At 67.0% G+C, this 15149-nt stretch carries 14 protein-coding genes; 6 read left to right on the top strand and 8 right to left on the bottom strand.

All coding sequences use genetic code 11. The annotated features are described in order from the left end of the window. Positions 1-3 precede the first annotated feature (3 nt). Positions 4-738 carry a hypothetical protein gene (locus tag Q333_RS0110550; protein WP_035294191.1) on the bottom strand — a complete coding sequence of 245 codons (735 nt, stop codon included), beginning with the start codon at positions 736-738 and terminating at the stop codon, positions 4-6. Between the two features lie 146 nt (positions 739-884). On the opposite strand from Q333_RS0110550, the gene Q333_RS0110540 reads away from it, so the two are divergent. Further along, positions 885-2102 (top strand): DUF2336 domain-containing protein, encoded by a 1218-nt coding sequence (locus Q333_RS0110540; RefSeq protein WP_029416837.1) that lies wholly within the window; start codon positions 885-887, stop codon positions 2100-2102. A gap of 198 nt (positions 2103-2300) precedes the next feature. Next, complete coding sequence (locus tag Q333_RS0110535) at positions 2301-2702, top strand: MucR family transcriptional regulator (RefSeq protein ID WP_029416835.1); 402 nt, start codon at positions 2301-2303, stop codon at positions 2700-2702. Positions 2703-2751: 49 nt separating this feature from the next. Here Q333_RS0110535 and Q333_RS0110530 read toward each other — a convergent pair whose 3' ends face one another. Further along, on the bottom strand, positions 2752-3675 hold the full coding sequence (locus tag Q333_RS0110530; RefSeq protein ID WP_029416834.1) for a hypothetical protein: 924 nt from the start codon (positions 3673-3675) through the stop codon (positions 2752-2754). 85 nt (positions 3676-3760) lie between these two features. Then, positions 3761-5458, bottom strand: coding sequence for a sensor histidine kinase (locus tag Q333_RS0110525; protein WP_051651255.1), 1698 nt, complete (start codon positions 5456-5458; stop codon positions 3761-3763). 193 nt (positions 5459-5651) lie between these two features. Between Q333_RS0110525 and Q333_RS0110520 the strand changes: the two genes are divergently transcribed. Continuing rightward, a complete protein-coding gene (locus Q333_RS0110520; RefSeq protein WP_029416831.1) occupies positions 5652-6089 on the top strand; it encodes a SufE family protein in 438 nt (145 codons plus the stop codon). Here the strand turns inward: Q333_RS0110520 and Q333_RS0110515 are convergent. Both Q333_RS0110515 and Q333_RS0110510 read right to left on the bottom strand, forming a co-directional pair. After that, positions 6074-6790 (bottom strand): DUF6456 domain-containing protein, encoded by a 717-nt coding sequence (locus Q333_RS0110515; RefSeq protein ID WP_029416829.1) that lies wholly within the window; start codon positions 6788-6790, stop codon positions 6074-6076. The genes Q333_RS0110520 and Q333_RS0110515 overlap by 16 nt on opposite strands. Then, entirely contained in the window at positions 6787-7158 is a 372-nt protein-coding gene (locus tag Q333_RS0110510; protein WP_029416827.1) for a hypothetical protein, read from the bottom strand. Before Q333_RS0110510 ends, Q333_RS0110515 begins: the two co-directional genes overlap by 4 nt. Positions 7159-7415: 257 nt before the next feature. Between Q333_RS0110510 and ctrA the strand changes: the two genes are divergently transcribed. Next, complete coding sequence (gene ctrA / locus Q333_RS0110505) at positions 7416-8117, top strand: response regulator transcription factor CtrA (protein ID WP_029416825.1); 702 nt, start codon at positions 7416-7418, stop codon at positions 8115-8117. Positions 8118-8138: 21 nt separating this feature from the next. Here ctrA and Q333_RS0110500 read toward each other — a convergent pair whose 3' ends face one another. Next, positions 8139-9038 carry a LysR family transcriptional regulator gene (locus Q333_RS0110500; protein WP_051651254.1) on the bottom strand — a complete coding sequence of 300 codons (900 nt, stop codon included), beginning with the start codon at positions 9036-9038 and terminating at the stop codon, positions 8139-8141. Between the two features lie 96 nt (positions 9039-9134). Between Q333_RS0110500 and Q333_RS0110495 the strand changes: the two genes are divergently transcribed. Next, positions 9135-10109, top strand: a complete 975-nt coding sequence (locus Q333_RS0110495; RefSeq protein ID WP_029416822.1) for a sodium-dependent bicarbonate transport family permease — start codon at positions 9135-9137, stop codon at positions 10107-10109. Positions 10110-10118: 9 nt separating this feature from the next. On the opposite strand, the gene Q333_RS0110490 is transcribed toward Q333_RS0110495, so the two are convergent. Together Q333_RS0110490 and Q333_RS0110485 are read right to left on the bottom strand one after the other, a co-directional pair. Further along, positions 10119-11042, bottom strand: a complete 924-nt coding sequence (locus Q333_RS0110490) for a hypothetical protein (RefSeq protein WP_051651253.1) — start codon at positions 11040-11042, stop codon at positions 10119-10121. A gap of 233 nt (positions 11043-11275) precedes the next feature. After that, the gene (locus Q333_RS0110485; protein WP_162175586.1) at positions 11276-12166 is read right to left on the bottom strand and encodes a phosphodiester glycosidase family protein; all 891 of its coding nucleotides are present in this window, start codon (positions 12164-12166) and stop codon (positions 11276-11278) included. A gap of 287 nt (positions 12167-12453) precedes the next feature. On the opposite strand from Q333_RS0110485, the gene Q333_RS0110480 reads away from it, so the two are divergent. Next, positions 12454-15006: a TonB-dependent receptor gene (locus Q333_RS0110480; RefSeq protein ID WP_029416818.1), complete on the top strand. Its 2553-nt coding sequence runs from the start codon at positions 12454-12456 to the stop codon at positions 15004-15006. The last annotated feature ends 143 nt before the right edge of the window (positions 15007-15149 follow it).

Genomic DNA, 15149 nt, shown 5'->3' with positions numbered 1-15149 from the left:
GCCTCAGCCCCAAACCCCGCCCGCCAGGCCGATGGCCATCATCGGAACCGAGGCGATCATGGTGCCGACAAAGGTCGCGGCGGTGATCGTCACGGCCTTGATCGCTCCGCCGACAGGGGTCCGGTACCATCGGCCCCTGCCGACGCGCAGGAAGGCGATGAAGCCTAGAATGAGCATGGCAATCGACGCCCAGACAGCGGTGGCGGGCATGTAGGCCAGAAAGCCGATCGGGATGAACGGCAGCGTCCAGACGTTCAGATAGTGGAAGGTCGCGCGGAACGACTTGCGCCACCCCAGATCGGTCGGATCCCACCACCGCAACAGCGGAGCCGAGACGATCGCATAGGCAGCGGCATTCAGCGGCACCAGGACCAGAGACATCCAGCCATCGGCATCCGCGAGGAAGGCGTCCCGGCTCTTTCCCGACTGGGCGATGACCGGATCGAGCGCCTCCGGTGGCAGGCCCGAGAACATGATCGTTGTTCCTCCCATGAGGAACAGCTGCAGCATCAGAATACCGCAGAGGCTGAGATAGAACCGCAAGGGGCGGGCATAGACCCCGCCGCCGCTCGGCCCCAGCGTCATATAGGCGTCCAGCATGGCCACCGGCTTGACGAAGGCGTCCCGGACGGTTCGGAGCTCGCGTTGGCCAAAGCCAGTGGCGTCCTCGCTGAGATGATGCAGGCCGGCTTCCGGCTCGCGGGCCGGCGACCTCGGCGTGTCCGGAGTTTCCGTCATGGGGCGCTCGGTTGATCGGGAGATGAACGACGATACTGGGCTGTCGGACGGATCGGTCAAGCCCGTCCAAGCGAAGCGTCGGCTCCTGCAGGTTCGACTGACCGTCACCGCCGGTTAACCCGCTCGGCGATATCCTGACTGTCGACATGTCCGAACCGGCGTCCGTTCCGCCCCAAGAGGCCGCGAAAGCCAGCCTTCGCGCGCGCCACGCGCTGCTGAAGCGGCTCGCCGACGTCGTGTCCCTGCCGGCCAGCCGGGTGAACACCTTCGAACGCGCGGTCACGGGTGATCTGCTGGTCGAGATGCTGCGTCTGGCCTCCCCCCAGGAACGCAAGCGCGTCGCGGTGCGTCTGACTCCGCTGGCGGAACTGCCCAACAGCCTGACCCGCATGCTGCTGCGCGACGAGCCGGACATCGCCGCCTCCCTGATCGAGGGCTGCGCGGCGCTGAACGACGCCGATCTTTGCGCCTGCGCCGCCGACACCGGCCTCGACCACCGCTTCCTGATGGCCAGTCGGCGCGGACTGTCCGAGGTCGTGACGGAAAGCCTGATCGCCTTCGACGAACCCGCCGTCATCCAGGCCCTGCTCCGCAACGCCACCGCCCGACTGTCCCAGCCCGGCATCGAGGCGATCGTGAGCCTGAGTCGCTTGACGCCCGGACTGTGCGAACATCTGCTGCGTCGGCCCGAGCTCCGGCCGTCGGGCGCCTACGTCATGTTCTGGTGGTGCGGCCCCGAGGACAGAAAGACCATCCTCCAGCGCTTCGCCGTCTCGCGCGAGGTCCTGCAAGAGGTGTCCGAGGACGTCTTCGCCATGGCCGCCGACGAGAACTGGCAGGACCCGGTGGCGCGAAAGGCGCTGCAGTTCATCGAGCGCCGTCAGCGCAACCGCGCCGCCATCGAAAAGAGCCCCTACGACAGCCTGGAACACGCGATCGCTGAAGGGGCCAGGCTGGGCCTGACCCCGGAACTGGCCGCCGAGATCGCCTATCTGGCCGGCATCAAGCCCCTGACCGGCGCCAAGATTCTCGGGGATCCCGGCGGCGAGCCCTTGGCCATCCTGTGCAAGGCCACGGGGCTGTCGCGTCTTGATCTGGAACACCTCTGGCGATCGGTGCGGCGTCCTCTCGTTGATGCTGCGGGCCAGCCTCACGCCGACTGGGCCCGGGTGCAGATGATCTACGAGATGCTGGCGGTTGACCGCGCCCAGACGGTTCTGCGCTACTGGAACTGGTCCCTGTCCTCGGCCATGTCGCCGTCCCTGATGAAGGCGATCCGCGAAGGCGACGAAGAAGCGCTGGATCAATACTCCGCCCCGGAACGCGCGGCCATGATGGCCCTGGCGGAAGACTTCGGTCGCTGATCCCTGCTGTTCGTTTGAACAGTAGAGTTTCATCCATCGCGTATAGCGACGAGCGCTGACCTGTGTTCCCAAAGCATTTGCCTTGACGGTCGAACATCATTATCAGCACGAGTCTCGATCGCCGTCGTGCGAACCGTCCGGAACAAGGAAACGCCCGTGGACGCCTCAAGACCTGAAGACCGCTCCGAACTGCTGGAAATGACCGCAGACATTGTCTCGGCCTATGTCGGCAACAACACCGTGGCGGCGGCCGAACTGCCCGGCTTGATCTCTAACATCCACGCCGCGCTCAGCCAGGTTTCGACCGGAACTGTCGAGGCCGCCCCCGAGCCCAAGGAACCCGCGGTGCCGATCCGTAAGTCGATCAGCCCCGATTATCTGATCTGCCTGGAAGACGGCCGCAAGTTCAAGTCGCTGAAGCGCCACCTGCGCACCAAGTACGACATGAGCCCCGAGGAATACCGCGCCAAATGGGGCCTGCCGAAAGACTATCCGATGGTCGCCCCGAACTATGCCAAGGCGCGCTCGGACCTGGCCAAGCAGATGGGCCTGGGCCAAGGCGGTCGCAAACCCGCCCGCGCCGGTCGCGCCAAGAAGTAGGCGAGATTCGAGGGAGCGCCCGGTCAGCATCGGGACGCTTCCTGACTTCTCAGAAGAACGTCGTGTCGTCCTGCTGGCTCGGTTGCGGCGGGGCCGTCGGCGTCGTGGGCCGCGCGGGCTCTGTACGCGGAGCACTCGGACCGCTGGGTCGGGTCGTCGTCGGCGGCGATCCGCCCTGGCTCGGTGGCGTGACCTCCCCGTTATCCAGAGGCGGAATGGGCCCCAGGTTCGGGTAGGGCAGGGCCTGTGGCGCGCCTTCGACCGCAGCGGGGGGCGGTGCGCCCGGGGCCACATCCGCCGGATCGGGCGGCGTCGGTGCCGACAGGTCGTCCGGAGCGCCCACGTCGTCGCGCACGAACACCCACGACCGGCTGTCGGCGCAGGCGCAGGCCTTCAGGAACCCTTCACGGTCGCGCCAGATCACCAGCGGATATCCCGTCGGCACGCCCGCGTCGCGCAACAGATCGTTCAGCCGGGTCGTGAACTGTCGGCTAGCCTCGACCACCGCCGACCGGGCCAGATTGCCGTCGGCCTCGGGGATGCCGGCGGCAGTCCAGTTTCGTGGCGGCGTCGCGATCCAGCGCTCGTACAGGCTCCAGTCGCGGCTCAGCCACAGCTCGGCGATGGTCGAGCGTTCGGTCGGGGTCGATTGCGGCGCGCCCTCACGGTCGGGTCGGGCGAAGACCACGACGCGCATCTCCACGCCCCCGGCCCGCAGCCTGCCGGCTTCCTCGCGCTGGTAACGCTGGAACGAAGCCGAGTCGCGATAGCCGATCACATAAAGAGGCTCCCCGCCCCCGCCGCCGGACAGCCAGGACGCCTCGTCCAGCAGGCGCTGGATCTCTCCCTGGTTTCGGGTGACCGTCACCGGCTGGAAGCGGGCATAGAAGTTCCAGTAGGCCCAGTAGCCGACACCAGCGACGACCAGGCCGATGATGACCGCCAGAGCGGACCAGATCAGAAAGCGACGCATGCGGGGAGACGCTCCAGCTTCAGCATATGCACAGGCCTAACGTCTAACATCGAATTGCGTCGCTTCGTGAGCCGCAAGCGTGGCCTCAGCGCGTCGTCAGGGGCACGATTTCCGCGCCGACCTCGGGCACGGCGGTGCGTTCGACCCGGGCGACCGGCAGCCGCACGGTCACGGCCGTGCCCTCGCCCAGCGTGGAATCCAGGCTCATCCGGCCGCCATGCAACTCCGCGAGCGCCCGCACGAGCGAAAGGCCCAGCCCCGTGCCCTGGGCCTTCTGATCCGCGCCACCCGCCTGTTCGAAGGGGCGGCCGAGGCGCTTCAGATCCTTCCTCGCGATGCCGACCCCCGTGTCCGCGACGACCAGTTCGAGATACGGTCCGATCGTCTCCAGCGTCAGAGTGACGGATCCGCCCGACGGCGTGAACTTGATGGCGTTCGACAGCAGGTTCAGCGTCATCTGCTTCAGCGCGCGGCGGTCGGCGTCAACGGTCAGGGTTTCGTCCGGCAGCAGGCTGGACAGGGCCACGCCCTTGTCGGCGGCGGTGACGCGTACCAGCGCCACCGCGGCGGACACCGCGTCACGCGCGTCGAACATCTCGCGCGACAGCTCGTAACGTTCGGCTTCGATCTTGGCCACGTCCAGAACGTCGCCGATCAGTTCCAGCAGGTGACCGCCCGCTTCGTGGATGCTATCGGCATAGTCGGCGTAGCGGACGGGCAGGGGGCCGAACAGGCGCTGGCGCATGGCGTCCGAGAAGCCGATCACGGCGTTCAGCGGCGTCCTCAGTTCGTGGGACATATTGGCGAGGAAGCGGGTCTTTCCGGCGTCGCGGGCCTCGGCCTCGGCGCGGGCGGCCTCCAGCCCGACCTCGACGGCGAACTGGCGCGTGGCGTCCAGCGCCTGGGCGATAACCAGAGGCGCGCCGCCGGGCTCGCCGATCCGCCGGAGCGCCAGGCTGATGCGGCGGTCCAGGGCCTGGCGCGGCGCGAAGCGGACCTGGGTCTGGTCTCCGGCCAGGGCGGCGTCGATGGCCGACAGCACGGCGGGTCGATCCGGGGCGTGGATGGAGGCCATCAGGCCATCGGTGCGCAGGGCCGCGAGGTCGAGCGCGGGCGGCGGGGCGCCATAGTCGGCGACGAGCCTTCCGCCGCGCTCGATCACCAGCGTGAGGCCGGGCAGGGCGTCGAGGAAGGCGCGGACCCGCCGCGCATCCTCTTCGGCGCCAAGCAGAACCCGCTCGCGTACCCGCCACGAGAGCCGCACGGCCAGCACCGCTGCGCCTGCCGCGATCAGGGCGAACAGGCCAGCGGCGAAATAGCGGGGCTCGGGCGGCCCGATCCACCAGGCGGACAGCTGGCCTCCGATCGCCGCCACCGCCGACCCCGCCGCGCCTGCTTGGGCCAGGCGGACGCCATGCCGCGGGCCGCCGAGCGCCAGCCCGGCCACGAACGGCATCATGGCGAATCCGACGAGCGGTCCCGAAAGGCCCCCCGAGAGTACCTGTGCGGCGAGGGCTGCCAGCGTCCAGCCGACCAGAACCAGCGATCGCTCGCCGGGGCCGTCTTTTCTGAGCAGCACCAGTCCGCCCAGCCCCGGCGCGATGAGGGCCATCGCCCCGAAGGCGGCGACCCCCGTCAGCCGATCGAGCCACAGCGCGGCGACGGTCGTCACGACCACCGCTGCCGCCCAGCCGCCATGCCAGGCGACGACGCCCTGGCCCTCGAAGAGCCGCGGGGCCGGCGCGGCCGCGTCCTCTGGCGTGTGGGCGGGGGTTGGCGTCAAGCGAGATCCGGTCGGCCGGGGCGACGGCCGGGCTGAAAGGGAGGTTGCGCCCAACATGTGAGGGTAACCTCGCGCACGAGTCGCCTAAAGCCCGCTCCCGCAAGGGGCGACTCGATTTCAGGGGGCGACCGCGTCACGGTCGGGGAACGATGTCACGGTTGTCCCTGATCGGCACGGGGCCTATGTCGCGGCCATGACCGCCGCCGCCAATCCCATCGAGGACACCCTCGCCGAGCTGATCGAGGATTTCGAGGTCCTGGAGGACTGGGAACAGCGCATCGCCTACGTCATCGACCTGGGCAAGGGGCTGGAGCCACTGCCGGACGCCGACCGCATCGAGGCCAACAAGGTGCCGGGCTGCGCGGCCCAGGTCTGGCTGGCGACGGGGCGCGACGGCGATCGCCTGACCTTCAGGGCGGACAGTGACAGCGCGATCTCCAAGGGCAACGTAGCGCTGTTGCTGAAGCTCTATTCCGGCCGCGGGCCGGCCGACATTCTTGCTTTCGACGCCAGGGCGGCGCTTGACCGGTTGGGGCTGCCCCAGGCTCTGACGCGGCAGAGAGCGAACGGGCTGAACGCCATGGTCGGACGCATCCGGGCGGAGGCGATGGCGGCTCACGGCACACCATAGTATCGGGCCAGCGCTGCCAGCCCCCGCTTTAGCATCGCCCGCCCTTCGCTTCGCCGCAGGCACAACGCCTCCTCCGTGAGGCCCAGCGTCGCTTCCCGGATGCAGATGTAGTCCAGCACGCCTCGGGTGTCGGGCGGGCAGGCGGCGAGCGCGCGCCTGATCCGGTCGGCGGCGTTCAGGGCGCGGTCGCCGGGTTCGGCCCGGGCGGCGGAGCCACCGCCGGACCGGGGCAGGGCATCCCAGCGCATCGTCAGGGAAGGGCCGGACAGAGCGGCCTCCGCATCGCAGCCGAGCCGCAGCGCGGCGGCGACCTCCGTAGGGGTGAGGAAGGGGCGGCCGTCGGCATCGCGGCGGAGGGCGAGGCGCTGGATCGGGCTCTGACCCAGGTTGGCGCGCACGCGGCGGGGACGGCCGTCGGCCTCCATTACGATGCGTTCGCCTTCGATCCGGCCGGGGGCGCCGGCGTTTGATGGACGATCCGCGCGAGGCGCAGCGCTTGCCTCCCAGCCGCCCCTTGCCCGACGGCGCAAGCCCGGCGTCTCGACCAGAGCGCGAAACACGGCCTCGTCCAGAGTGGTCACGGTCCGATGGCTGCGCGTCGGCCCGAGCCGCAGCGCATAGGTCCGGTCCGGAACGACGGCGTCGATCCACGCGCCGGGGCGGGCCAGCATCCGCCGGGCGCGATCCACCGACGCGCTCATGCCACTTCCCCTAGCCCCGACAGGTCCGGGGGCGGGGCGTCGACGACGGCGTGGATGGCGTCTTCCAGCTCTTCCAGTAGCTGGTTCAGGGCCTCGTGTTCACGGGCGTCCTCGATGCGGATCGCGGCGTTTGCGGCCGTCTGGCGGTTGACCCCGAAGGCGTGACCCACGCGCTCCAGCTGCCAGCCGAGGGCGACGTGGGCCAGATACATGGCCACCCGCCGAGCCCGCAGCGCTGGCACGGGCAGGCGGCTGATCCGCCGGATGGTCTCTGTCGGTACGCCAAGACGCACCGCAACCAGCTGCATCACCAGATCGGCGTGCAGCCGATCCCTCTCATTGACCTCGACCCGATAGGGCTCCCTCACCCACGCCTCCCTCGCCGAACTCGCGATAGGAAGATAATCCTGTCGTGCGTCAGAAGCGGACGTAGCGGTGAACGGCGTCAGAAAAATTTCGAATCGTTGACTCGCGGACTCTCGACGGCGATTCGCAAATCAGCCTACGAATCGGACATGGGGTCGCCATTAACCGTTCTTAAGGTTTTCACCGGTTAACTCGCGAACAAGGTTACCCGTGCGTGTGCGCGGGTTCATATGGTCAAGCTTTGCCTGGAGGGGCATGAATGCGTGTTCTGCTGATTGAAGACGATCACGCCACGGCGCAAAGCATCGAACTGATGCTGAAGTCCGAGGGCTTCAACGTCTACACGACGGACCTCGGGGAAGAGGGCATCGATCTCGGCAAGATCTATGACTATGACCTGATCCTTCTTGACCTGAACCTGCCCGACATGAGCGGCCTCGAGGTTCTGCGCCAGCTGCGCGTCGGCAAGGTCAACACTCCGGTCATGATCCTGTCGGGCTCGACCGAGATCGAGACCAAGGTGAAGACCTTCGGCGGCGGCGCCGACGACTACATGACCAAGCCCTTCCACAAGGACGAGCTGATCGCGCGCACCCACGCCGTGGTTCGCCGCTCCAAGGGGCATGCCCAGGCCATCATCCATACCGGCGAGATCGCGGTGAACCTGGACGGCAAGACGGTCGAGGTGAACGGTCACCGCGTCCATCTGACGGGCAAGGAATATCAGATGCTGGAGCTGCTCTCGCTCCGCAAGGGCACGACGCTGACCAAGGAAATGTTCCTGAACCACCTTTACGGCGGCATGGACGAGCCCGAGCTGAAGATCATCGACGTCTTCATCTGCAAGCTGCGCAAGAAGCTGGCCACGGCCGCCGGCGGCAAGCACTACATCGAGACCGTCTGGGGCCGGGGCTACGTGCTGCGCGATCCATCGGAAGGATCGCAGAGCGCGGCGGCCTGATAGGCGGTCGATTGCTGAAGATCAGAGGCCCGTCGGGAAACCGGCGGGCCTTTCGACGTTTCGAGGGCCCCGCTCGAACGCCCTCAGAACCTCCTGGGCCAGCAACCCGGGGGGGCCGCCGGGACCGCCTGTGCTGACGAGCGCGATCTCGCTGTCGGGCAGGGACGGCAAACCCGTGTCGATCACGACCAGATCGCGAGGGATCATGGCGGCGGGAAGCACGCTGACGCCCAGTCCGGCCCGAAGTGCCGCCATCTGTCCGGCGAGACTGGGCGAGGTGAAGGCGGGACGGAACGCGAGCCCGGCGGCCAGAAGGGCTGCGAGCGCCCGCTTTCGGTAGATGTCCGGGGCCGGGGCGACGATCAGGGGCAGGGGCGTCTCCGTCGCCAGCGACATGTCCTGCGCCACCCAGACCAGCGGCTCCTTCCAGACACGCGCGCCAAGCTCAGGGCCCACCGGCTCGCGTTTGATGAGGGCCAGGTCCAGCATTCCCCTCGACATCTGGTCCAGCAGGTTGGCGGTGAAGTCGCACGTCACCGACAGGCGGATGCGGGGATGGTTGCGGGCGAAGGCGCCCAGGATGCCGGGCAGGTGCAGGGTGGCGATGTCCTCGGGCGCGCCGAAGCGGACCTCGCCCTCCAGATCGCCGTCGCCCAGCGTCGCCACGATCTCGTCGTTCAGGCGCAGCAGTCGCCTGGCCTGGGGCAGGAGCGCCGCGCCTTCTGTGGTCAGGGTCACGGACCGGCCTGCCCGGTCGATGAGGGGGGAGCCGAGCTGGGTCTCCAGCCGCCGGATCTGCAGGCTGATGGCAGGCTGGGTCCGGTTCAGCAGGGCGGCCGCGCGGGTGAAGCTGCGCGTCTCCACCACGGTCACGAAGGTCCGCAGGAGGTCGATATCGAGGTCGAGGGGACGGCCGCTCATGTCATGAGCATCCGTTATGGCGTCTATCAGGTCAATAAACTGGAATAGCCAAGGTGGGCCGGGCACAGGGCGCCGTCTTTCGATGGAACCCCGCTTATGCCCGACCTGTCCGCCAGCCTGGCGCTGCTGACCTCGCCCGCGATCCTGTTCTTTTTCATCGGCGCTCTGGCGGCGTTCCTTCGTTCTGACCTGGCTATCCCAGAGCCGGTCACAAAGGCCATTTCGCTCTATCTGATGATGTCGATCGGCTTCAAAGGCGGGGTCGAGGCCCGTGCCGCCGGGCTGAACGGCGACTTCCTGACCGCCGGCGCTATCGGCATCGCCATGAGCGCCCTGATGCCTCTGGTGGTCTGGCTGTGGCTGAGAGGCTCGAAGAAGCTCGACAAGCCCACCATCTGCGCCGTTGCCGGGGCCTATGGATCGGTGTCGGTTGTCACCTTCGCGGCTGGCCAGCAGCACCTCGCCACAATCGGCCTTGAAGCGGGCGGCTACATGGCCGCCGTCCTGGCCCTGATGGAGACGCCCGCGATCCTGACCGCTCTGATCCTCATGGGCGGGTCGGGGTCTGACAAACCCGTGGATCGGGGCCTGGTCCTGCGTGAGGTGCTGGTGGGCGCGGCGTCCATGATGCTGCTGGGCGGCTTCGCGGTCGGGGCGATCTCGGGGCAGGAGGGTTATCAACGGCTGGAGCTGTTCGTCGGGCCGCTGTTCCAGGGCGCGCTATGCTTCTTCCTTCTGGATCTCGGGCTGGTCGCGGCACGCGGGCTGATGAACGGGGCGAGGAAGCTCAGCGCCCGGGTCGTGGCCTTCGCCCTGCTGTTTCCCGTGGTGTCCGCGGCCGTCGCCCTGGGTCTGGCCAGGGTCGCGGGGCTGGACGTGGGCGATGCCGCCCTGCTGGCGGTGCTGGCGGGTTCTGCCTCCTACATCGCCGTGCCCGCCGCCATGCGGGTGGCCGCGCCCAAGGCCGACCCCGGCGTGTTCGTGACGGCGTCGCTCGCCATCACCTTCCCCTTCAATCTGCTGGTCGGGATCGCCCTCTATGCGACTGCTGCCCAGTGGCTGTGGCCCTGACCCGGCCGATCAGGGCAGCGGCAGAGGCGGGATGTGGACCTGGACGACCGAGCGGGTCGGACGGCTGATGCCCCAGATCTCGCGGTCGGCGGTGCGATCCCAGGCCCAGCCTTGGCCCTCGAACGGCACGTTGACCGTCGCGACGTGGCGCAGCACCGACCCGCCTTCAGGCAGGGCCAGGACATAGAGCTCGGGCGCATCGTGGCCCGAGACATACAGCAGGCCATCGTCGCCCCAGCCGCCGCCGGACGACGAGGTCGGGGCGAACCGGGCGAGCACCGAGGGCGGGAAGGTCCAGCTCTCGGTTCTGCGCCACTGGTCGTCGAAGCGGACCAGAGTGGTGTAGCGGTGATCACGCCCCTCCTGTCCGCCCCGCCCGTCATAGTTGGCGAACGCCGCCCACCAGGCCCCGTCCTTCCAGTCGATCCAGGTCAGCGACCCGATCTGTTCACCCAGGCTGATGGTGCCGAGGTGCGCCAAGGTCTCGGGGTCGAACACCTCGACCGAGGAGACCATCGGCACATGCGGATAGTTGGAGTGGGCGCACATCAGCCGCGCCTCAAACACCAGACAGGCGTTCAGATGGACGAACAGGGTCGGATCGCCCGCCCATTCGGCCAGCTTGCGACCGTCGGACTTGGCGTAGCGGCCCAGTCGGGTGTTGACCACGGCGTAGAAGTCATCCCCTGCCGCCGCCGCGCCTTGGCCGGCCTCGCGGATGTCCAGATAGCGGCGCAGCTCCACCGCGGCGAAGGTGGGCGGATAGGGCGGCTGGGGCAGCGGCCGCTCCTCGCGCCGGGGATAGGAGGCGAGCGGAGGAATGGGACGGGCCTCGGCCGGCTCGGCGGTCGCGGGACGGTCCTGGGCCTTGGCAAAGTCGCAGCCGAACAGGGACGTGACCAGAAACGTCACGGCGAAGATGGGTCTGAGCATCGGCATCTCCAGTCCAGTGCCATTGAGAAAGGGTCTTAAGGAACGAGGGAGAACGTTGCCCCCACGAACTTCCGCTGTGACCACGGGCCCGTCATTCCGCCTAGACTCCGGGCGTGACGTGGGCTCATCAAGCGCAATGCATTTTCGAGACGGAGTCGCGACAGGTCTTCTCCGTTCGACCGCGAACGCGTGCGCAGCAATCCCCCCGACTTCGACCCGCTGGGCAGCCCGGGTCAGGGCTGGCTTGAGCCGGGTGCCGGGGCGCGGACGCCCAGGTGATTGGCGGAAGGGCGCTCGCGGCCGGGCACAGCGGTATGGATCGGCCGGTTGAGAACCTGAGGACCGTTGGCGGACTGAACCACCATCGTCGTCGAGCCGCCGCCATCGAGGTTGATCGCGTCGCGGGCCCCCAGGGAAACAAGAATGTCGGTCAACTCATCAAGGCTCGCGCCTTCGCTGAAACCCGGCTGGCGTCCATCCACGGTCACGAGCCATGCGACCCGGCGCCTGGTGTCGAGCCCGACGGCGGTCCGGGGGTGGCGGGCTGCGCCATAGGCGGCGTCGAAAGCCTCATAGGACAGACGCTGGCCGTCCCTGAGCAGGCGCGGACCGGCGGCCATCGCCTCACGCACGCCCGGGCCGCAGTCCTGGCCATCGACGATCACCACCTCTGCCTCGCGCCAGATGCAGAGGATGGCATTGACGCGCCGGTCGAGGTCCGGTTCGACAGGGGACACAACCCGGCCGTCATGGATCGCGGCTCCCGATACGTCCGTCCCCTGACCGGGTTGGGGGATGTAGTCATCTCCCCCCGGGGAGCCACCCGAGAACGGCAGGAAATAGCCCCCGTTGACGGCTGCCTGCCAGTCCTGGGCCAGCAGCACCTCGGACGTCCTCAGAGCCCTGTACTCGTGCCCGTCGCTGGCATCCCCTGGTGTCACGACCAGCGACACCCCGGGAGCCGTCAGGTCAATCCGCAGCACCTGGATCGACATCGGGACCGACCCCTGCACGGGCAGGGTCTGATGCGACACGCCCTCAAACAGAGGAACCCAGGGTGCCAGAACCGGTCCGGGGGTCGGGACTGTGCTGCAGGCGGCGATCGCGAAAAGTGCGGACGCCAAGCCGAGTCTTCCGAGACCGTTGATTGGCAGGTTCATGGTAATCTCAGTATTCAAACCAAACTTCAAATATAAATAGCAATCGGAGGTCCGTCATGGACAGACGTTGGATCGCTTGAATCACCACCTTTACGCATCCGTGTAACAAATTTGCTCATTCACAAAAAATTCTTTAACTGCCCATCTAAGGTTCTCGAAATAGATGCGCTCTTGTTTTGAAGCGCTGCGAGGTGGTCACCCGGGAGCGGACGTCTTCGCTGAACAAAGCGGGTCCGCAGGGGGATACGGTTATGAAGACTTCGCTGCGCACCTTGCTCCTGATGATGAGCAGTTCGATCGCCCTGTCGTCTCTTGCCGGGCAGGCCTTCGCCCAGTCGAGTGCCGCTGGCCAGGACGCCACCGAGGTCGAAGAGATCATCGTTCTCGGCTACCGGGCCCAGAACGAACAGGCGATCCAGGCGCGTCGCCAGGATGAGCGGATCGCAGACTATCTCGCCGCCGACGACATCGGCAGCCAGCCGGACTACAACATCTCCGACGCGATCCGGCGCCTGCCGGGAGTTCAGACTGTGTTCGATGAGGATGAAGGCAAGTTCGTCTCGATCCGTGGCCTGAACCCCAGCTACACCCTGGGCGCGTTCGATGGGGCGACTCTGGCAACCTCGGAGCGCTCCAACCGACAGCTGAACCTGGAGGCGATCCCTTCCGGCGCGATCCGTCAGGTCGTGGTCACGAAGTCCCGCACGCCCGATGTCGACGGCAATGCGATTGGCGGCACGCTCAACCTCATCACACGCTCTCCATTCGATGCGCCGGGTTTCTATCTCGCCGGCACGGCCTCGGTCGGCCTCTCCTCCGACACCGTCGTTCCCGGCGAAGGTTTCGGCCGAGACTATGACGATGCGCCGAACTGGCGCTTTGACGCGACCATGTCGCAACGCTTCGGCAGCGATGGCGAGTTTGGCGTCCTGTTCGGCCTCAACTATCTTCAGCGAAACCGCGACCAGGAGAGGCTGCTGCCGCAGCAGGTCCAGCCCACCATTTCCGCGACCCCGACACCGGTGGGGACGCCCGCGGCGGCCGGATCTCAGACGGATCTTCTGTGGTCCACCTATCCGAACACGATCGAACGGCTGGGCGGTATCCTGAAGCTGGAGTGGGAGCCTATGGTCGGCCTGCGGACGGGCGTTTCGTTCGTTCACTACGTCCAGAATGACATTGAGCTGCGCCATTCGCAGCGCCTTCGCAACGGGACCGGCGGCAACGCCAGCTTCGTCCGCTTCAATGACTTCCCGCTCGAGAAGCCGACGACGGTGGCGCAGTTCTTCGTTGATTGGACCCCCGACGAGGATCAGACCCTGGCATTCCGGGCTTCCTATTCGGAAGCGCAATTCCTCGAACCGTCCAACCAGCTGCAGTTCAATCTGACGGGCCCGGCGGCGACGTTCGACGTGAGCCTGCAGGGTCGGGTGCCGGTCGCGACCAACCTTGACCCCCGGCTTTCGAACCCGGCCAGTTATACGCTGCTCAACAACGCCTTCACACCCTATGAAGACGACAGCGACGAGTACGTCCGTGAAGTCGCCTTCGACTATGGCCGCAACACGGATCGCGTGGACATGGGTCTGGGGTTTGGTCTCGGCGCCAAGTTCCGCGAGATCGTCCGCGACAACGACTCCACCACCTGGAACTGGGTCTTCACCGGCGCGCCTTTGTCGCTCAGCCAGTTCGCAATCCCGACGGACTACCGGCCGCCGTTCGGCAACTTCAATCAGATCTTCATCGACTTCGATGCCTTCAACGGCTTCTTCAACGCCAATCGCGCCAGCTTCACGGGCGGTCGCAACGAAAACCGGCAGGCCGACTGGCTTTTTGAAGAGGACGTCACGGCTGTCTATGGTCTCGTGCGCCATGCGGGTTCGCGCCACACGCTGATCCTCGGCGGACGCTATGAGGACACCGAAACCTCGGTCGAGCGGAACCGCACGCAAGGCACGGTCCAGTCGCGGGTCACCCGTGAGGGCCAGTACGACCACTTCCTGCCGTCGATCACAGTGCTCTATGACATCACGGACTCGCTGCGGCTGCGCGCGGGGGCATCGCGCGCTGTGGGGCGCCCGAACCCCAGCCAGCTCGCCTCCGGCGAAACCGTCAACCAGACCACCGGGGCGATCAACAGCGGCAACCCCGACCTGCTCGCCCGCGAAGGCGACAGCTACGAGGCGTCCCTGGAGTACTACATGCCAGGCAATGCCGGCGTGTTCTCGGTCGGCGTCTTCCGCAAGGAGATCGAGAACGAGATCGTGACCCGTCTGACCGTCGCTGGCGGTCCCAACGCCGAGGACGTGACCCAGCCGGTCAACGCCACCGTGGCCGAAGTCCAGGGCCTTGAGCTCAACGCCGTCATCAACAACCTGCCCCTGCCGGGTTGGTTGTCGAACTTCGGGGTGTCCGCCAACGCGTCTTTCATCGACGGCAGCTTCGATACCGGCGGTGCGCGCGGGACGGTGGATGTGCTTCAGGGCCAGGCCGATGTTCTGGCCAATCTGGCCATCTTCTACGAGCAGGGTCGGTTTCGCGCCCGCGCCGCCTACGCCTATGTCGGCGAAGCGTTCACCAACGTTAGTGCCACCGACCTGACCGGTGCGACCGACCGCTACGACGCGGCGAGCAGCACTCTGGATTTCCAGGCGCGCTACACGATCAATGATCGCGTCGAGCTGATCGGAGAAATTCGAAACGTGACCAATCAGGAAAAGATCAACTACACCGGAAACGACATCTATCGGGACGTGTCCTTCTATGGCCGCCAGTTCTGGATCGGCACCACGTTCGGATTCTAGTCGCTGATCCGATGAGCGTAGCTGCCGGTGCTGACGCGGACTCTCGAAAAGGGCTTGCCCCTTTCCGGTGCTCGCGGACCTGCTAAAGGACCGCTTCAGGAACAACGGCCCGAGCGGTCGCGTTGCCGCATCGATCCTCGTTT

It is taken from the genome of Brevundimonas bacteroides DSM 4726 (assembly GCF_000701445.1).
Classification (GTDB): domain Bacteria; phylum Pseudomonadota; class Alphaproteobacteria; order Caulobacterales; family Caulobacteraceae; genus Brevundimonas; species Brevundimonas bacteroides.
Note: the sequence above shows the minus strand (reverse complement) of the source record. Positions and strands in the feature narration are given on the sequence as shown.